This window comes from Acinetobacter sp. L-24, assembly GCF_056857555.1.
In genome coordinates this window covers 118,838-137,815 of sequence record NZ_JBSXNI010000044.1, presented here as the reverse complement: position 1 = coordinate 137,815, position 18,978 = coordinate 118,838, and the positions used below count along the sequence as shown (strand labels likewise).

The window sequence follows — 18,978 nt, the reverse complement described above, 5'->3', positions numbered from 1 at the left end:
GGAAAAATCATGAAAAATTATAAAAAAGGACTGCTTGCGGCCATGATTTTATCTGCCATGAGTTTGATGGCAGCCGAAGATAAAACGATATATGTAACTACTTTTGCTGATGAAGATGGCGAGAATAATAATGCCTGTTCTTTGCGAGAAGCCATTAAAACTGCAAAACTGGATAAATCTTATGGCGGATGTAATGTAGGACGTACGCTTCGATTGGATGGTTCAGCTGCAGATGTGATTCAGCTTGAAGCAGGCGAGTACAAATTAGATAAAGAGCTGATCGTAGAGTCAGCGCTCAAAATTTATGGGAAAACTCCGCTTAACTATGCTAGTCGTAGTCCGATTACGCTGTTATATCCAACCCGGGAGGCTTTAAAAAGTACTATTTCGGGCCAGGGGAAAACCAGATTATTTAATAGTATGGCCAGTCAATCCAGTCTGGAAATTCATCATCTGATCTTAAAGGATGGCTATGCAGCAATAAATACCTTGGATAAAGGTAATGGCGGTACTTTTTATGTAGCAGGGCCTTTAAGTATTAATACCAGTGAAATAGTAAATTCCCGAGCAGCTGCAGAAGGTGGTGCGATTTATAGTGTAGCAATGAATACGGAAAGGAATATTGTCATTCAGGATTCTTTGATTCAAAAAAATCAGGCGAGTTCATATGGTAGTGTTCTGGCGATGGATTGTCAGGGAAATTTAGGTACAACTCAAACCAATGTGAAAATTAATTCCAGTAGTATTGTTAAAAATGGTTCAGACACTGCTAACAGTATTATTGATTTTTGTGGCTATGCCACAGTAGAAATTGTTAACTCTACTATTGCGAAGAATACTGCCAGTACCACAGGACATATTGTGCGTATGACGAATGAAGTTAATCGTCCGCTCAGTAAATTCTCCAGTTTAACTGCATTAAGTAATACTATTGTTGAAAATACAGCCCAATCTACTTTATTTTATGACAATACCGGGTTTAGGTATTTTAATTTCAATATTTTAGCCTTTAACCAAGGCCTGTCTTGTGAATATGCCTTAAATCAGGGAAATCCGACCAAGGCACAACGTGTTGAATTTTCTACAATTCGAAATGCAATTCAAACGACTGGGCCATCACGTTGCGTATTGCCAGAATTAGACGAAGATACTACTTCAAATAATCTTGATGTCTCTAACAATATAATCATCAGTTTATTAACAAATTATATTGAGCCTGCTATTGATAATCGCTATTTAGGGCTGTATTACCCGCGTGATAATCAGACCGCAACGGATTTGGTAGATATCGGGGTGAGTGGCTGTATTGAACAAGACCAGCGTGGTATTGATCGTGTGATTGGATCCACATTAACATTTGATCCAAGTGCAAAAAATACCTGCGAGATCGGCTCAGTTGAAATCCGACGTTTGACTGCAGCCGATATTACGGACTTGCAAAATAAGAGTTTGGTAGAACTCAATGACTTTTATCAGGAGAATATAGATGATCTCGAAGAAATCATTGCTGATAAAAATACTCCAGAAAATGAGCTTTCTGGTTTAAAGGAAGAATTGAAAAGTTATCAGGATTTGCTTAAATATACCAAGCAATATCAGAAATATCGTGCAATCTATATTAATCCTTTTATCTTGGCTATGCCTCAAGAAACTCTAACCAATGATAAGATTCAAATTAAAGCCTTAAATTCACAAAATTATGAGGTCAGTGTAAAAACTTTAGGTGTTGGTAAGTTAGTTGGTACAGGCAATTCGACCACTGTGGAAGGAAATCCAAATGATCCAAATCTTAAATGTGAGTGGAAACCTGATTTAAACCGGATCATGATGTATCGCACTGATGGTAAGCAGACCAGTTCGGTTGATATGGAGTTCTGTAGTTATACCCTTAAAGACCGGGCTACAGGTGCGAGCAGTGCTGGCCTCTTAAGAGCAGCTTTTAACAACATTGCACCGATTGCAAAAGATGATGAATATTGGCTTAGTCCAGAGAATAATCTTACAGTGACGGTAAATCCGCTTGAAAATGATAGTGATGATGGGGATGGGCCTCTACCATCAGGAAAGTCGGCTTTTTATCAAGATAAAGATGGAAAAGAGATCCCGATTCATATTGTTAAGCTGCCTGCGGGAGTTTCACTGAAGGCAGAGCGACAAGGAGCATGTCCTGATACCTATCAAAATCAGACCTGTTATGGTGGACAGCTGACATTTAGTGTAAAAAATAATTTAAGCCAGGCAAATTACAGCATGGATTATGCGATTTTCGATGCTGATGAAAAAATGTCAGAAAAAGCGATAATCTTGTTACGTAATACAGTTAAAAATACGAATACGTCCTCAAGTGGTGGTGGGGCAATTGGAATGTGGGGGCTACTAGGATTATTAGGACTAGTAGGTTATCGCCGCTTAAGAAAATAAAATATGATTGAAACATCAAAAAAGCCTCCATATGGAGGCTTTTTTATATTAAGTTTTTAATGCGAGTTAGGCTGCTGAGTCACTTGCTGATATTTGAGAATGTATTCTTCGCGAATGGCAAGGCGTTGCTCAGGAGACGCTTTTTGCATACGTGCGCCCAGTTCTTTGCGTTCCTGACTGCTCATCATTTGCCAAGTCTCACGCATTCTTTGTTTTTCCGCATCAGGGAGTTGAGTAAACCAGTCCATACGCTGCTGCAAGCTGACACGTTGTTGTTCGGGGATTTCTTTTAGAGATTGGTAACGTTTAATCAGTGCCAATTGTTCAGAATCAGAAAGACTATCCCAAGTATCAGTTACTTGGGTATTCGCATCCTTGGAAAATAGCCAAAAACGTTCAAATCCTGCAAAGCTGGTTTGCAGAAAACTGAATGCACAAAAAGCAATCGCCAATTTTTTAGCTGCCATGTGGAACTTTGTCCTCACCTAAAACCATTAACATTTCTAAATCTTCAAGCATTTGCGGAGACAGTTTTGGGACTGACACCATTTGAGTTTGTGGTTCGTTATGGTCCGAAAGATTTGGTAATATCACAACGCCTGCAATCGCAGCTGCCAAAGCAAAACCTGACATTTTTAGAAATGCAAAGCGTGAGTGTTTTGAATCCTGAATTTCTTCAAGAACATGGTGCATGACAACAGGTTTGTCTTTATGTTGTTGTGCCAGTCCATCAAGTTTGGAAGTTACTTGTTTTAAGAAATCATCTTGATTCATTCGGATGACCCTCCCAGATATGGATTTAAATGTGCTAAAGAGGCACGTAAGCCTTGGATAGCACGGTGATAATGGGTTTTTACACTGCCTTCTGTGCAGTTCATAATTTGTGCGGTGGTATGCGTATCAAATCCTTCCCAGGCTCTGAGCATAAATGCCTGCTGCTGACGCACAGGCAATTTTGCAATCGCTTCCTGGATTTCTTCAGCAGTGACTGCCTGATAGAGAAAGTCCAGCGGCGTTGGTGTTGATTCATCGACGACATCATCAAATTCAATTTCGTCATCATCGAGACTGACTTTTTTGAAAAATGAAAACATTTGACCACGCCGTGACTCTTTACGACGCCAGTCCTGTAACTTGTTGTTGAGAATGGTATAAAACAGGGGATACCATTCTTCAGTGCTTTTTTCTGCATAGGATTTGTGTAAGGAAATGAAAGCTTCCTGAACCAGATCCATAGCAATACCATGATGACCTTGAGTCGCACTTTCCATCATCACCAAGGCACGCCCAGTCACATCCTGCATAAAATTCTTCAGACGTGCTTCAGCCGTACTCTTCAGAATACTTACATCGTGTGTTTGCAACTGTTTTGGTGCTAAATCCATAGAGATGGAAAATCCTGTCATTGGACACCCACCATTATTCCCAAGTTCATAATCATATAACGTTGGGAATCCTGGTTTGGTTGACAATTAAGTTTATTATTTTTGTAGTTTAATCTATTTTATACACGGGCAGGGCCGTATTAAAACACTGTAACCTAAATCCCTAATTAGATACGTTGACGTACCATTTCAAAGAAACAGATCGAACCGGCAATTGCGACATTCAGTGATTCCTGACCTCCAGGTTGCGGAATGCTAACGGCTTCAGCATGTTGCATCGCATAATCAGACACGCCTTGGCCTTCATTACCCAGAATCCACACGCAAGGTTTACGTAAGTCTTTTGAATACAGGCTTTCAGCACGGTGTGAGCTGGTTACATAGACAGGGATTTGAAATTGCTCAAGAATTTGTTCAAGCGCAATATTTTCAAAGGTTTGCAGCGTGAAATGTGCACCCATACCGGCACGTAATACGCGTGGAGACCAGAGCGATGCAGAACCTTTGGTACACACAATCTGTTCAATACCGGCAGCAGCAGCAGAGCGAAGCAGGGTGCCTACATTACCCGGATCCTGTACATTTTCCAGAATCAAAGTGTCTGCTTTAAAATCCAATGCATAATTTGCTGTTGGTAAAGTGACCACAGCTAAACAGGCTAAAGACGTTCCTAAGGTGCTTAAATCTTTGTATAAAGATTCGCTTAAAACAAAGACCATCCCTGTGTATTTTGCGAGAATTTTCTCGAAATCAGGATGCGAAAGTGCATGTTCAGTGGTAAAAATCGAATCAATTTTACGGTTTTCATGCAGCCAGGCGAGAGACAGATGCGTGCCTTCCAGCACAGTTTGCCCCTGTTTTTTACGATAGGTGTTTTGTTCAATCAAACCACGTAAGTGTTTAATTTTTGGATTGTCTTTTGAATCAAGAAAAAAAGTTGGCATGGGAGATATAATCCACGGTAGCCGATTCAATATCGGCTACCGCTATAAAAAATTAGTTATGATAGCTGGTCACAAGATCAACTTCGTTTTTAGAACCGATAATCACTGGCACACGTTGATGTAGATCAGTTGGTTCGATCTCCAGAATACGGACACGGCCTGTGGTGGATGCGCCGCCAGCCTGCTCCATGAGCATACTCATTGGGTTGGCTTCATACATTAAACGCAGACGACCAGCTTTAGCCGGATCTTTAAAGTCGTATGGATACATGAAGATACCGCTACGACAAAGAATACGGTGAATATCGCCCACCATACAGGCAACCCAGCGCATATTGAAATCTTTTTCACGAGGACCGGTTTTGCCTGCCAATAATTCATCGATATAACGTTGTACTGGTGCTTCCCAGTGGCGTTGATTCGAGGCATTGATCGCATATTCTTTGGTATCTGCAGCGACTTGAATCGCTTCAGAAGTTAGCAGGAATTCTTGAGTTTCCGGGTCAAAGGTAAAGAACACTACGCCTGCACCGACAGTCAATGCCATCATGGTCGATGGACCATACAGTACATAACCTGCAGCCACTTGATTGACACCGGCTTGCATAAAGTCTTCGGCCTGAGTCACGGCATTTTTCGCAGGAAGAATCGAGAAAATCGTACCCACACACATATTGATATCGATATTACTTGAACCATCGAGTGGGTCGAACAAGACCAGAAATTGACCATTTTCTTGTGCAGGGGTGAATTCATCCAGTTCTTCTGAGGCCAAACCACCGACATTCGGGTGTTGCTGTAAAGCCTCAATCAGATAATCATTGGAAATGACATCCAGTTTCTTTTGCTCTTCGCCTTGAACGTTTTCATGCTGTGCACTTCCCAATACACCCGCTAAAGCACCTTTTTGCAGTAATTGATCAATGTCTTTGCAAGTGTTTGCAATCGTTTCAATAACTTGTGCAAGTTCAGGTGTGAGATTCCCGCTTTGTTGTTGTAAAAACTGGGATAAAGTGCGGTATGACATAGGGGAAACTCCAAAACTTAAATCGGGAAAAAATGATCAAAACGATATGCGGCTATATTTTAGATGAGAACGTACTAAAAGAAAAATTAAACTGGATTATTTGTATCGATTTTGCCCTTGCAACTCCTGCGGAAAGTGCTATGTTGAAGACAAAGGAAAATTGAGAATAGGAGCACAGATATGACAACATTGAAGTTTGATGCGACTCCAACGCCAAGCGAAGGCATTACTTTAGATGATATCTCTGAAGACAAGATGAAAGAAGCCTGGCGGGATTATGAAGCAAAACCAGAGTACAAACAATTCAATAAACATGACCTGATCGAATCGATGCATCCGGCTGAACAAGATCAGCTTCCCAAGTAGACCGATTCTTTCATTGAAGCAAATAAAAAGCACTCATGATTGAGTGCTTTTTATTTGATGAAACCATCATGAATGAAAATTATTTCAACAATGGTGGTACCGCTTCATAATTAATTTCTACACGGCGGTTTTCTTTCCAGGCATTTTCGTCATGGCCCGCATTGATTGGCATTTCCTTGCCATAGCTAACTGCTTCTAGTTGACCAGGATTAACACCAGTCGTCACCAAGAAGCTTTCTACTGCTTTGGCACGACGCTCGCCAAGTGCCATGTTGTATTCACGGGTACCGCGTTCATCGGTATGGCCGGTGAGTGCTACACGTGAATTGGCATTGGCCATCAGGAATTGCGCATGGGCTTGCAGCGTATTTAGATCTTCATTGCTGAGTTCAGTACTGTCATAGTCAAAATGCACCACGCGTTTTGCCAAGAATGCTTTATTTTCTGCAGTAACACCTTTTGCAGAAGCACCTGCCATGTTTTGTGCATTCAGTGCTGCATCTTCACTCAGACCTTGAGTATTCACAGTTGTTGTACCGGTCGTATCTAAACCGCCCGTTTGAACTTCAGCGGCAGGCTTACGGCTCGCACAACCTGTCATGACAACAGCTGCTGCTAAAAGTGGCAAGGCAAATAATTTTACTTTGTTCATCTTCATCTCCATGAAGTTTGATTATGGGGTAAAGGGTTTATCAATATAAAAATCTTATTTTGGCGCCCAAGCCGGTTCACGGACTTCACCCGTTTCACTTGGTAAATTCATACGGAAGCGGCCATCCAGCGACATGATCGACAAGAGTCCGCGTGCACCTTCACGGGTGGCATAGACCACCATCTGGCCATTTGGTGAGAAGCTCGGCGATTCGTCCAGCGTCGTTGGCGTCAGAATATTGTTCACACCGGAGGTCATGTCCTGAACCGCAACTCGATAGTTACTGCCGCTTGGACGATGAACTAATGCAAGTTTTTTACCATCTGCGCTCAGCGTGCCGCGCGCGTTGAATGCACCACGGAAGGTCAGGCGTTTATTGCTACTTGATTCAAGATCATGGCGGTAAATTTGTGGAGAACCGCCACGGTCAGAAGTGAAAATAAAAGATTTTCCATCTGGTGAATAACGTGCTTCAGTATCAATGGCACTGTCATTGGTCATACGTTGTAGCTGACGCGTTTCCAGATTCATCTGGTAGATTTCCGGATTGCCGTGCATAGAAGCAGTAAACAGCATGCTCTTGCCATCTGGAGAGAAGCTCGGCGCACCATTCAAGCCGCGGAAGCTGGCCAGTTTTTCACGTTGTCCGGTCGCCAGATCCTGTACATAAATCGCCGGGCGTTTGGTTTCAAAGGACACATAAGCGATTTTTTTGGCATCTGGTGTCCATGCTGGAGAAAGGATTGGATCACGTGAGGTCAAAATGGTCTTTGGCTGTTCACCATCGGTATCGGCAATCTGCAAGGTATAGCGCTGTTCCGGCGTAGCAGGATTACGCAGCACATAGGCAATACGTCCGCTAAAGTCACCTGGAATGCCGGTCAATGCCTGATAGATGGCATCACTGATCATATGCGCTGCCTGACGGGTGCGTGAGGCTGGAACAGTCAGCAATTCATTTAATAGATATTGTTTTTTTTCGACATCATAGAGCTGATACTGGATTTCAAAAGAACCATCGGCTGTGGCCTTGGATGAACCGGTGACCACATAGGGAACACCAGCCGATGCCCAAGCTTCTGCATTCGGATTATTCAATGTCGCTGTTGCAGGCAGGTTTTTTGAAGCACTGGTAAAGCGGCCAGAACGATTCAGGTCATTTTCCACAATAGGATAAATGCTCTGATCCTGGCTGAAAGGTACAACGGCAATTTTAGGTGCTGCCTCAGGTGCCTTGGTAATTTCCAGATGCAATTGGGCATAGGACTGGGTTGCGAATACAGGGCTTAAAGTGCTAATGATTGCGAGGCAGAGTAGATGTTTGCGAGTCTTTTCCATCATTCGTTATTTACTCAAATCAACGGATTTATTGTATAGGTGCTTGGGCTACATCATCGCATGGATTTAATAGAATAAAACCATGAATTTATGACCAAACTGTTATGACACTGTGAAAAGTGAATGTTATTTAATCAATTTAAAGTGAAGTTTAGCTTAAAAAATAAAAGCCATCACAATATTATTTATGTGATGGCTCCGTTTTTATTGCGCAGTAAAGGTTGAAGTAAAGCTTCGTGCTTCACGGCGTGCATCTGGATCGGATGGCATTGGATAAGGTGCTGCAGCACGGACTGCAGCTTCTACACTGGCTTTCATGTCTGAATCACTTGAATTCACAATGACCGAGACCACACCGCCATTATCATTCAGGGTTACACGTGCAGTGGCACGCTGGCCTGATGATCCGACTGGTGTATCCCAGGCGCGTTTGATTTTGTTTTCAAAATCGCGCTTCGCAGTGGATGCAATCCGTTTTGATTCCGCTTTTTTCTGTGCAGCTTCTTCAGCAGCCTGTTTCGCGGCTGAAGCTTTGGCATCTGCATCAGCTCTGGCTTTTGCTTCGGCATCTGCTTTGCGCTTGGCATCTGCATCAGATTTGGCCTTAGCATCGGCATCTGCCTTGCGTTTGGCATCAGCGTCGGCTTTTGCTTTAGCCGCTGCATCGGCTTTAGCTTTCGCATCAGCGTCCGCTTTGCGTTTCGCCTCTGCATCATTTTTAGCCTTGGCTGCCGCGTCTGCTTTAGCTTTCGCATCAGCGTCTGCTTTACGTTTCGCCGCTGCATCATTATTGGCTTTTGCTGCCGCATCTGCCTTTGCTTTAGCAGCAGCTTCAGCCTTACGTTTGGCATCAGCCTCTGCTTTGGCTTTTGTGGCAGCATCCGCTTTTTGCTTGGCAGCTAAGTCAGCTTTTTTCTGTGCTTCCAGTTTGGCTTTTTGAGCAGCATCGGCTTTGCGCTGTGCATTTAGTTCAGCTTGACGTGCAGCTTCGGCTTCCGCCTTTGATTTTTGCGCTGCATCCGCTTTGGCTTTGGCTGCTGCTTGTTTGGCCTGTTCAGCGGCTTGGGCACGTTTTGCTGCTTCCGCTGCTTGCTGCGCAGCCTTGGCTTGTGCTGCCTCTGCCGCTTTCAGTTCCTGCTGGGCTTTTTGTGTATCGACTTTAGGTGCAGGTGGAGCAGGAGGTGTGGCAGGCGCCGTCGTTGGAACCACTGGAGCAGGTTCTATACTGGGTTCAGCAGTCTGGGTAATTTCTTCTGCGACATTTTTATGTGCAGTTTCCTCAAATTCGGTTTCTTCGCGAGTCACCGGTTTAAGGTCTTCTGGCTTGATCAGAACGGTTTTGATCTGTTTTGGCGGTTCAGGGGGATTACTCATGCCCAGATAAAGTAAGCCCACCAAAGCCACTGCATGGATGCCTAAGGTGAATCCAAGTGCGATGGCTTTTTTCTGAAATGGTGGCTTTTTATAGTCTTTCATACTTTATTCTAATGGCTTGGTCAGTAAACCGACTTGAGAAAGGCCAGCATCCTGCAGGCTGGACATCAAGGCCATGACATCGCCATAAGGACGAGTATTGTGGCCATTGATTACGACATTCAGCACCTTGTTGTCATTTTGCGCCTGGGTTTGGGCATCAACAAGCGTACGCGTCAATTCTTCCAATGTGACTGGGCCAGTCGCCTGATTTTTATATTCTAGATAATATGAACCATCTTCTTTCAGTGTGACGATGGTGGGGGCGTCCTTGGATTCGATCGGCAATCCATTGGCCTGAGGCAAGTCAACCTTAATGCCGCTGGTAATCATCGGGGCAGTGACCATAAAGATTACCAGCAGTACCAGCATGACATCGATATACGGCACCACATTCATGTCACTTTTTAGTGGCTTTTTAATACGCTGAAAGCGTCCTGAACCTTGAATCGCCATTAGTCTTTGTCCTGAGTTACGCCCACAGACTGACGTTGTAATAGCGCCACCATTTCTTCAGCAAACAGCGCACGGTCAGAGTAGACCGTTTCACCTTTGGCCGTAAAATGGTTGAAAGCCAATACAGCTGGAATGGCTGCGAACAGACCAATCGCAGTTGCAATCAAGGCTTCGGCAATACCGGGTGCGACCGTCGCCAAAGTCACCTGATCAACATCTGCCAGGCCAATAAAGGCGTTCATGATGCCCCAGACTGTACCGAACAGACCGACATAAGGCGCGACCGAACCAATACTTGCCAAAGCGCCCAGACCTTGTTCCAGATGACCTTGGTCACGGCTTAAACCGACACGCAAAATACGCTCTGTTCCTTCAATCGACTGGGCAGTTGGCGCATGGCGTTTTTTCAATTTCAGGAACTCGCCCAGACTCTGATAGAAAATATCTTCAAGGCCGGTACGTTTAGAATTGAGTTGTGCATTGTTATACAGAGTATTTAACTCAGCGCCAGACCAGAAGATTTTCTGGAAATGTTCATCATCGGCCTGGGCTTTTTTATAACTCATATAGAGCCTGGCAATCAGATACCAGCTATATATTGAGGCTAACAGGAGAGAAAGCATCACCAGTTGTACGACAGGGCTTGCTTGTAAAATAAGATCTGAAACTTGAAGAGATGATTCTAACTGAGTCGCCATAGTTGTTACGTGTGCCAATAAATTTTTTTAGTCTTGTTCCAATTCTTTTTGAATTAGTTCGCGGATTTCATCCGGGAGTCGACGTGGTCGCATCTCTGCACTGATACATGCCAACTCAACCTCACCTGATGCAAGCATGATTTCACCACGATAAATATTTTGTTGCAATACAAATGATGAAGCTTTACATGAAATGACACGTGCCGTAACAGTAATTAAATCATCCATCAGGATCGGACGCATGTATTTGACATTAATTTTATGCACCACAAAATTGTAGTCTGTCTGATGCCAGTAATGGCTCACTCCAGCGGCACGTAACCATTCGGTACGGGTACGTTCCATATAGCGAATATGATTGGCGTGATAGACAATGCCACCCGCATCAGTATCTTCAATATAAACGCGGATATTGAATTCAAAGTGATTCGCCATAGTTTTGTTCCATGCAGATTTTCGAAATTTTTGCTTGTTTTTAGATGCAGGAAAGGGATTAGAGTTTGCCGGATTCCTGCCAACAGTCAAGCAATTTAGCGGTTCAAAGTTTAGCATTGTGAGTCTTGAGACCAATGGCACAAGGTGTCAAATCTGGAGAGAAGTCACTAAGATGAAGTACTGAGCGCTTAACAGCTCATTTATAAAACAGCAGCAGATACTAAAATGCGCGAGTCCTTGGAGCCGCGCATTTTTAGTAATAGAAGATTAGCCTTTATTTTTCTGTTTCCAGTTGGCCTGAACCTGCTCAGCTACTTTTGGATAGTCCAGAATAAAACGGACATGGCTTTCGACACCGGTTTTCAAGGTCGCATCATCGACAATGAAATTCGGGTTGTGATTCGGTGCGGCTTTTGCCGGATCCTGATCTGCTGGTGTGGCACCAACAAAAACGAAGAGCGATGGCATGAGCTGGCCATAATAAGCAAAATCTTCACTGGCGCTGGCATTGTTGTCTAAAACATGCAATTTATCTTCATCATGCACGCTCGCCAAGGTTGGGCGCATCAATTCAGTCAAGGTTTTATCATTGGTGGTCACTGGTGCATAAGGTGCAATTTCGACTTTCACCTTAACGTCATTGGCTGCGGCATTGTGTTCCAGCATTTTCGGCAAGTCTTTTAAAATGCCCTGACGTACATCTTCACTATTGGAACGAATAGTCCCGACCATATTGACCTGATCTGGAATGACGTTACCGGTAGTGCCGCCCTGAATACTGCCAATACTGACCACACCCATCCCTTTGGTCAGGTCGGCTTTACGGCTGATCAGGCTTTGTAAATTGGTCACCATCTGGGCAGAGGCATAAATCGGGTCTTTACCTGCCCAAGGCATGGAGCCATGTACCTGACTGCCATTCACCTGAATACGTAAATGATCGGCACTATTCAAAATCGCACCATCTTTGTAGAAGATATTGCCACTTGGCATGCCTGCCATGACATGCATCCCGAAAATCACTTCAGGTTTTGGATTGTTCAAGGCACCGTCGGCAATCATTTTGCGTGAGCCAATCTGATCGCCATGAGTGAAGTTATCGATATCTGCACCGCCTTCTTCAGCCGGCTGGAATACGAATACCACTGTCCCCGCAATTTTATCTTTATTGGCGGCCAGAACTTTGGCTGCACCCAATAACATCGCAGTATGTGCATCATGTCCACAGGCATGCATCACATAAGATTCTTTGCCTTGATAAATGGCTTTTTGTTTGCTGGCAAAAGACACCGGTGCTGTTTCCTTAATTGGCAAGGCATCCATATCTGCACGTAAGGCCATCACAGGGCCGGGTTTTGCACCTTTTAATACACCGATTACACCGGTTTTGGCATAGCCTTTACGTACTTCAATGCCGTAGGATTTTAATTCTTTCTGGACCAGCTCCGAGGTTTTGAATTCCATGTTGCCTAGTTCAGGATGCTGGTGGATATGCTGGCGTAATTTGATGGTGTGTGCTTCAGCAGCGTGTACAGAATCATCAATCCAGTCAGCCAGGCTGAATTGGCTGCAGAAAAGAAGAGGGAGACAAAGGGATATCTGCTTATACATATTCATACTTCGGGAGAACCTTAAGAATTTGAAATGGTTAAAGTGATTCTTTAGGATGGCATACTGATCTAATTTCGATCAAAACTCTCTAAGTATTTTTTGATACTTTAAAGGTATTCTAGATGTTAATAGCTGTTCTCAAAGAGCTTTATTTGTTCTTTTGCATTGTAAAAATATGTATCTAAATTGATTTTTTATATTTATAAGGTATGAGAATGATAAAAATTACCACATGAAAAAGGATCGGGGAAAAGAAAAAACGATTCCATTTATATCAATAACTCGGATGAAGTGAAGATTTTTTAAACCTCTTCAAATAATTTTGGCACTTAGATTGCATTCACTCTTCCGTAATATTTTTTATGACGGAAATTAAACACATGTTAAAACCTTTGGCTTTATCTCTGGCAGTGGCTTCAAGCTTAAGTTTTATTTCGACAAGCCTATGGGCTGAAGAGTTTAAGATACTGAAACAGCTGGAAAATAAACCAACATTACTCAAAAGTGGTGAATATAAAGGTCATTATTATGTGCCGAGTACCTTGAATACGATTACGTGGGGTTATCTGCCAAATAAAGATGCAAAACCTGTTTTGACTATCCCTTCAGGTAGCACAGTTACTTTCGATACAGTTTCGCATGAAGGGTTGCTAGAAGATCAGGGCCGCAATGCAGAGAAATATTTCACATCAAAAGGTGTCAAGCCTGAACATGTATTGGACGAAGCCAAGCTGATCACAAATTCCAAATTAAAACATGATTTCCATAAAGATGGACCACACATTATTACCGGGCCTGTCTATGTAGAAGGGGCGATGCCGGGCGATATTCTAAAGGTGGAGATTTTAAAAGTTGAACCGCGTGTACCTTATGGCGTGATTTCAAACCGTCATGGCAAAGGTACTTTACCCGAATTCCCGAAATGTCAGAAACATGAGCATGCATCTCCAGCCAATCCTGAGGCTTATGGCAATGTGTCCATTTTTACCCCAATTGAGAAAAATGCTGATGGCGTATGGGAAGGCGTTTTAAAAACTGAATCTGGTAAAGCGATTCGTTTCCCGCTTAATCCGTTTATGGGCACGATGGGTGTTGCACCAAATACCAGCGAGCCTGTGCATTCTGTGCCACCATCATTTTATGGCGGGAATATCGACATCAATGAATTAGGAGCAGGGGCTACGGCCTATTATCCTGTACAGGTGCCAGGTGCTTTGTTCTATACAGGTGATAGTCACTTTGTACAAGGTGATGGTGAGGTGGCTTTAACTGCCTTGGAAGGTTCGGCACGTGCGACTTTAAAATTCACTTTACTTAAATCTGGCAAGGATAAAATTCCAGGTGCAGAGATTAAACAGCCGCTGGCTGAAAATGCTGAATTCTGGATTACGCCGGGTCTGGATGAAGACTTAGATGAAGCCATGCGTAAATCCACCCGTGAAGCGATCCGTTTTCTGGTCAATGAATATGGCATTTCTGAAGAAATTGCTTATGCCTACTTAAGTGCTGCGACTGACTTTGAAGTGTCACAAGTGGTCGATCGAACCAAAGGTATTCATGCCATGATTCGTAAAGCGGATTTTAAGGAGTTTAAAAAAGACGCGAAATAATTTTTGAATAAAACTTAGAAAAATAGGTTTGTGCTTTTGCCAACTGATTTAGACATGGTCAGTTGGCTTTTTCTTTTGTAAGCGGCTGAAACTGTTTAGTATGTAAGAAATAAATAATCAAATTAAAATATGTGGGGAAACGTGCAAGAACAACAAACTCAAGCTGTGGTTTTACAGCAGCCAAAAGATCAGAAAGTGTATTTAGATGTGCAACATTCGACAGATTGGGTAGTGGCAGCTTCAATTTTTGTATCAGGTATAATTAGTTTTATAGGGTTTTTAATAACAGTATATATTGTAAGAAAGTCAACAGAGACTCAAATTATATCTAATCAGAAACTTATTAACAGCCAAGAATCCCAGAGAATGCTAGAAATTCATATAGCATTTATCAAAAAAGGATTAGATAAAGTTTCTGAAAATTCATCTAAATTAGTTCTTCTACTTAGTAATTGGTCCTATAAATATGGGATGATTAATCAGTATATTTTGCAAGAAAAGCAAAAAAATAATGCGTATAAGTATGATGCCGATTCATGGGCTTGTTCTGAAATAGTGCTTTTAGACGAAATATTTGAGCAAATTAGGTTAAATATTGCTGAACTTTCATTTTCATTGAATTTATTGGAAGTTGATGCTGATTTAATAAAGAAAATTGATGAAATTGAAACCCGAATATTTTCATTAGTTAAAGAAATTAACAGTACGAATTCTTTTAAAAATGTTCAGGATTTATTTATAGACAGCAAGAAAATTAAATATGATTTAGAAAGGAACTTAATTAACTGTATGAAAAAAGCAGCCTAAGCTGCTTTTTTTAAATTACTTCTATTTTGGCTCAGGCGGTGCCATCCCAAACTGCAAATACGCCATATTGGTGGCAATACGACCACGTGCAGTTCGCATTACATAACCTTGCTGAATCAGGTAAGGCTCAATGACATCCTCCAACGTACCAGAATCTTCTGCCATGGCTGCTGCCAAGGCTTCTACGCCAGCAGGACCACCATCAAAACGCTCAAGCAACATTGACAAGTAACGACGATCGAGTGTGTCTAAACCATCTTTATCGACTTTGAGCATGTCCAAAGCACGTTGGGCCATATCCTGATTGATTTCCCCCGTTCCTTTGACCTGAGCGTAATCACGAACTCGACGTAACAATCGGTTAGCAATACGCGGTGTACCTCGTGAGCGACGGGCAATTTCTTTTGCGCCATCTCCAGTCATCGGTACATCCATCAAGTTGGCTGAACGTTTGACAATGTGGGTTAAATCTTCAACCGAATAAAACTCTAAACGCTGTACGATTCCGAAACGGTCACGCAGCGGAGAGGTGAGTAGACCGGCACGTGTGGTGGCTGCTACCAAGGTAAATGGAGGTAAATCCAGTTTAATCGAGCGCGCAGCAGGGCCTTCACCAATCATGATATCGAGTTGATAATCTTCCATCGCCGGATACAGGATTTCTTCAATCACGGGTGAAAGACGGTGAATCTCGTCAATAAACAGGACATCGCCTTCTTCCAGATTCGTTAGCATCGCTGCCAAATCACCAGCACGTTCTAGTACCGGGCCAGAAGTTGACTTGAGATTGCCACCCATTTCTCGGGCAATAATATTGGCCAATGTCGTTTTACCCAGACCTGGTGGGCCAAAGATCAGGGTGTGATCGAGGGCTTCTTCACGGCCACGGGCTGCACCAATGAAAATTTCCATTTGCTCGCGGACCACCGGCTGACCGATATAGTCATCGAGGGAAGTCGGGCGGATGGCACGATCAAAATGATCTTCGGGTTTTTCAGAACCACTGATGAGACGGTCTTGCATAACGTTTATATACCAATGTTTTAGTGATCCTTTGAGCTGGTAATTTTGACACGGCCTCAAATATGGATCTGAATCCTAAGATTTTCGCCTAGGCGAGGAATTGAATTTTTGCAGAGTCTTTCCAATCAGATTTATATCTGAGTATTAACCTGCGGTTCGCCTTACTTTTGTTTCGGCAAAAGTAAGCAAAACCACCGTCATTCGCAAAACTCGTCGAATATTGATTCTTATCGAATATATCGCAGAAATATTTAACTATAAATGTCTCCTGCCTCAAACAGTTGCGAATGACTTTTACGCGTATCAGACTTTATCCTGTAACTTGGATATCATCTCTATTTATTCATCGACTTCAACGCTGCGCGGATAATATCGCTGGCTTCTGTAAATTCACCTTTGGCGGCATTAACTAGCTTCTGCGCTTCAATTGGTTTATAGCCAAGAGATTGTAATGCAGCTTCCGCTTCAGCCACGGCTGAATTGCCCATAAACTGAATCTGTGGTGCAGTAGAGTTGCTTGGTGCAGCATCTGAAGCCATGGCTTTAAAGCGGTCACGCAATTCAATCATCAGGCGTTCAGCAGTCTTTTTACCCACCCCCGGAACTTTGACCAGAGTGTTGATATCTTCATGTTCAACGGTGTGGATCAGCATTTCCACACTTAAAGTGGAAAGAATACCAAGCGCCATTTTCGGACCAACGCCGTTCACCTTTAATAAGGTACGGAAAATGGTTTTTTCCTGCGCATTGATAAAGCCATAAAGTAACTGGGCATCTTCACGAACAGCCAGATGGGTCCACAGAGTAATTTTCTGACCTTTTTGCAACTGGCAGAAAGTGGTTAAAGGGGTATCAATCTCATAACCTACGCCGTTCACATTTAATAAAACAGTCGGTGCTTCCAGCGCCAGCACTTCCCCAATCAGGCATCCAATCATTTTTTATACATACTCAAATTTAATACAGGCATAGTAGTCAGCATTTTCGATAAAGGCAAAACTCTATCATTCAAATCCAGTGATTTTGCTGAGATTATCATCAAGCGTTCGTTCGCATTAGAGTAACCCGGCTTTATTGCCATGCAGTTCCTGCGCCAGATTATAGGCCTGATGATCAGAAAACTTGGAGACAATATCCAGCACCTGCATAATGTTGTCATAATGATCAGCACTAAACTGCGCACCCGAACGTTTTAAAATGGCCATTAAACGCTGTTCTTTAAAGCTTAAAGTTTTGTGCGGCGTGGTCAGTGGAATAAAGGCATCCAGAATCGTTTGTAAACTTTGATGCGCGATAATTTCCAGACCGGCTTTTTGCGGATGTTCGAAGATCTTGTCTCGCGCCAGTTCTTTGGCCCGGTTAATGCCAATCTCAATGTCGGCACTGCAATAACCCAGCAATGAGCCTTGCAGTTGGCCCATTAGAATTTCCTGCTGATGTCGGGCAAAGGCCGTGGTGACTTCATCTACCAGACGTTTCATGACCCGGCCACGTAAGGCGGCAATTTTTTGTTGCCAGGTGGTATTAGGCAGATTGATTTCTTCAGGCGTGCCATATTCACCCAGCAAGTTCAGGAAAACTGGCTCGACTTCGGCATAACTGAGCATATTCAGGCTAATACCATCTTCCAGATCAATCAGGGCATAACAGATATCATCCGCAGCTTCTAAAAGATAGGTCAGCGGATGACGACAATAATGATATTCACCGAGCTGAATCAAACCCAACTGTTCAGCAATTTCCTGCAAAATCTCTTTTTCAGACTGGTAACAACCAAATTTTGGACGTCGACTGGCCGGGGTGTTACCAGTCGGGTCAATGGCCTCAGAGAGCCATGGGTATTTAAGATAGGCACCAAGTGTGGCATAAGTCAGGCGCATGCCGCCATCATAGGGATGGTAATCGATCTTGGTCAGCAGGCGCAGGCCTTGGGCATTGCCTTCAAACTGGCGTACATCGGCTTCCTGTTCAGGACTCAAATCTTTTAAAAAGTCGGTATGTGATGCATCGTCAAACCATTCCCGAATGGCGTATTCACCGGCATGACCAAAAGGCGGGTTGCCAATATCATGTGCCAGACAGGCAGCCTGAATGATGGCGCCAACATCAGCCGGAGAAATCCAGGCAGGTAAATTATCTTTGATTTTCTCTGCAGCCAGCATACCGAGTGAACGGCCAATACAGGAGACTTCCAGTGAGTGGGTTAAACGGGTATGAATGCCATCATGCTGGGTCAATGGATGGACTTGGGTTTTGCGGTTTAACTGCCGGAAGCTTTGCGAAAAAATAATACGGTCATAATCTTTATGAAACGGGCTTCGTGCCAGTTCAGTGCTCTGCTTTTTACTACCAATCCGAACTGTCGAAAGCAGTTCTAACCAACGCATTTGAGTCATTTATCATTATTCAGTGATCCACTATTTGCATCATGCCAAAAAACTAGCTCCTGCACTAGGGCAGTGCGACATGAATTGTCATGCTCCCTATTGTTATTTTAGTCAGCTGGAAAAGACTGAGAATTAAAAATCGAAATCATCAAATGAACAATAAAAAGCAGACTCAATAGCCTGCTTTTTGTTTAGGATGAAGAATCAAATTAGCTCTTCGCCATTTTTCTTGGCCTGTTGTGTGTCTTTATAGACATTCAGACAAATCGTGAACAAGACCAGGCTTGCCACCAAAGGCCAAAAAAGTACATATAGAGTCAATAATTGACTTGTCATCTGAAATCT

Annotated in this window: 20 protein-coding genes; 4 read left to right on the top strand and 16 right to left on the bottom strand. The window is 43.1% G+C overall.

Annotation, left to right across the window (positions count from 1 at the left end; genetic code table 11):
* Positions 1–9 precede the first annotated feature (9 nt).
* Positions 10–2,421: a CSLREA domain-containing protein gene (locus tag AC13CK_RS12220; RefSeq protein ID WP_425878878.1), complete on the top strand. Its 2,412-nt coding sequence runs from the start codon at positions 10–12 to the stop codon at positions 2,419–2,421.
* Between the two features lie 56 nt (positions 2,422–2,477).
* On the opposite strand, the gene AC13CK_RS12215 is transcribed toward AC13CK_RS12220, so the two are convergent.
* From AC13CK_RS12215 to AC13CK_RS12195, 5 genes are all read right to left on the bottom strand, one after another.
* The gene (locus tag AC13CK_RS12215) at positions 2,478–2,888 is read right to left on the bottom strand and encodes a DUF3106 domain-containing protein (protein WP_005103857.1); all 411 of its coding nucleotides are present in this window, start codon (positions 2,886–2,888) and stop codon (positions 2,478–2,480) included.
* Positions 2,878–3,195, bottom strand: coding sequence for a hypothetical protein (locus AC13CK_RS12210; RefSeq protein WP_071850624.1), 318 nt, complete (start codon positions 3,193–3,195; stop codon positions 2,878–2,880). Before AC13CK_RS12210 ends, AC13CK_RS12215 begins: the two co-directional genes overlap by 11 nt.
* Positions 3,192–3,806: an RNA polymerase sigma factor gene (locus AC13CK_RS12205; RefSeq protein ID WP_425878880.1), complete on the bottom strand. Its 615-nt coding sequence runs from the start codon at positions 3,804–3,806 to the stop codon at positions 3,192–3,194. The genes AC13CK_RS12210 and AC13CK_RS12205 overlap by 4 nt, the downstream gene beginning before the upstream one ends.
* 167 nt (positions 3,807–3,973) lie before the next feature.
* The gene (locus AC13CK_RS12200) at positions 3,974–4,750 is read right to left on the bottom strand and encodes a TrmH family RNA methyltransferase (RefSeq protein WP_004279118.1); all 777 of its coding nucleotides are present in this window, start codon (positions 4,748–4,750) and stop codon (positions 3,974–3,976) included.
* A gap of 52 nt (positions 4,751–4,802) precedes the next feature.
* Complete coding sequence (locus AC13CK_RS12195; protein WP_425878883.1) at positions 4,803–5,777, bottom strand: class 1 fructose-bisphosphatase; 975 nt, start codon at positions 5,775–5,777, stop codon at positions 4,803–4,805.
* A 180-nt stretch (positions 5,778–5,957) separates the two neighbouring features.
* Between AC13CK_RS12195 and AC13CK_RS12190 the strand changes: the two genes are divergently transcribed.
* Positions 5,958–6,143: an NF038105 family protein gene (locus AC13CK_RS12190; RefSeq protein ID WP_004645674.1), complete on the top strand. Its 186-nt coding sequence runs from the start codon at positions 5,958–5,960 to the stop codon at positions 6,141–6,143.
* 79 nt (positions 6,144–6,222) lie between these two features.
* On the opposite strand, the gene pal is transcribed toward AC13CK_RS12190, so the two are convergent.
* The 7 genes from pal to AC13CK_RS12155 form a co-directional block, all read right to left on the bottom strand.
* Positions 6,223–6,795 (bottom strand): peptidoglycan-associated lipoprotein Pal, encoded by a 573-nt coding sequence (pal, locus tag AC13CK_RS12185; protein WP_004279115.1) that lies wholly within the window; start codon positions 6,793–6,795, stop codon positions 6,223–6,225.
* Positions 6,796–6,849: 54 nt separating this feature from the next.
* A complete protein-coding gene (gene tolB / locus AC13CK_RS12180) occupies positions 6,850–8,133 on the bottom strand; it encodes a Tol-Pal system beta propeller repeat protein TolB (RefSeq protein WP_425878966.1) in 1,284 nt (427 codons plus the stop codon).
* A gap of 204 nt (positions 8,134–8,337) precedes the next feature.
* Positions 8,338–9,609, bottom strand: coding sequence for a cell envelope integrity protein TolA (tolA, locus tag AC13CK_RS12175; RefSeq protein ID WP_219308839.1), 1,272 nt, complete (start codon positions 9,607–9,609; stop codon positions 8,338–8,340).
* Positions 9,610–9,612: 3 nt separating this feature from the next.
* On the bottom strand, positions 9,613–10,062 hold the full coding sequence (gene tolR, locus AC13CK_RS12170; RefSeq protein ID WP_005103851.1) for a protein TolR: 450 nt from the start codon (positions 10,060–10,062) through the stop codon (positions 9,613–9,615).
* Positions 10,062–10,760: a protein TolQ gene (gene tolQ / locus AC13CK_RS12165; RefSeq protein ID WP_425878888.1), complete on the bottom strand. Its 699-nt coding sequence runs from the start codon at positions 10,758–10,760 to the stop codon at positions 10,062–10,064. Before tolQ ends, tolR begins: the two co-directional genes overlap by 1 nt.
* A gap of 27 nt (positions 10,761–10,787) precedes the next feature.
* Complete coding sequence (ybgC, locus tag AC13CK_RS12160) at positions 10,788–11,195, bottom strand: tol-pal system-associated acyl-CoA thioesterase (RefSeq protein ID WP_004645668.1); 408 nt, start codon at positions 11,193–11,195, stop codon at positions 10,788–10,790.
* 267 nt (positions 11,196–11,462) lie between these two features.
* On the bottom strand, positions 11,463–12,806 hold the full coding sequence (locus AC13CK_RS12155; RefSeq protein ID WP_425878968.1) for an amidohydrolase: 1,344 nt from the start codon (positions 12,804–12,806) through the stop codon (positions 11,463–11,465).
* 380 nt (positions 12,807–13,186) lie between these two features.
* Between AC13CK_RS12155 and AC13CK_RS12150 the strand changes: the two genes are divergently transcribed.
* Complete coding sequence (locus tag AC13CK_RS12150; protein ID WP_425878891.1) at positions 13,187–14,416, top strand: acetamidase/formamidase family protein; 1,230 nt, start codon at positions 13,187–13,189, stop codon at positions 14,414–14,416.
* A gap of 141 nt (positions 14,417–14,557) precedes the next feature.
* Positions 14,558–15,223, top strand: coding sequence for a hypothetical protein (locus AC13CK_RS12145; protein ID WP_482831232.1), 666 nt, complete (start codon positions 14,558–14,560; stop codon positions 15,221–15,223).
* Positions 15,224–15,244: 21 nt separating this feature from the next.
* Here AC13CK_RS12145 and ruvB read toward each other — a convergent pair whose 3' ends face one another.
* From ruvB to AC13CK_RS12125, 4 genes are all read right to left on the bottom strand, one after another.
* Positions 15,245–16,246 carry a Holliday junction branch migration DNA helicase RuvB gene (gene ruvB / locus AC13CK_RS12140; protein ID WP_148334615.1) on the bottom strand — a complete coding sequence of 334 codons (1,002 nt, stop codon included), beginning with the start codon at positions 16,244–16,246 and terminating at the stop codon, positions 15,245–15,247.
* Between the two features lie 335 nt (positions 16,247–16,581).
* Positions 16,582–17,184, bottom strand: coding sequence for a Holliday junction branch migration protein RuvA (ruvA, locus tag AC13CK_RS12135; protein WP_004645662.1), 603 nt, complete (start codon positions 17,182–17,184; stop codon positions 16,582–16,584).
* A 117-nt stretch (positions 17,185–17,301) separates the two neighbouring features.
* Complete coding sequence (locus AC13CK_RS12130; RefSeq protein ID WP_005103835.1) at positions 17,302–18,642, bottom strand: deoxyguanosinetriphosphate triphosphohydrolase; 1,341 nt, start codon at positions 18,640–18,642, stop codon at positions 17,302–17,304.
* 195 nt (positions 18,643–18,837) lie between these two features.
* The gene (locus AC13CK_RS12125) at positions 18,838–18,969 is read right to left on the bottom strand and encodes a putative transporter small subunit (RefSeq protein WP_004645659.1); all 132 of its coding nucleotides are present in this window, start codon (positions 18,967–18,969) and stop codon (positions 18,838–18,840) included.
* Positions 18,970–18,978 lie beyond the last annotated feature (9 nt).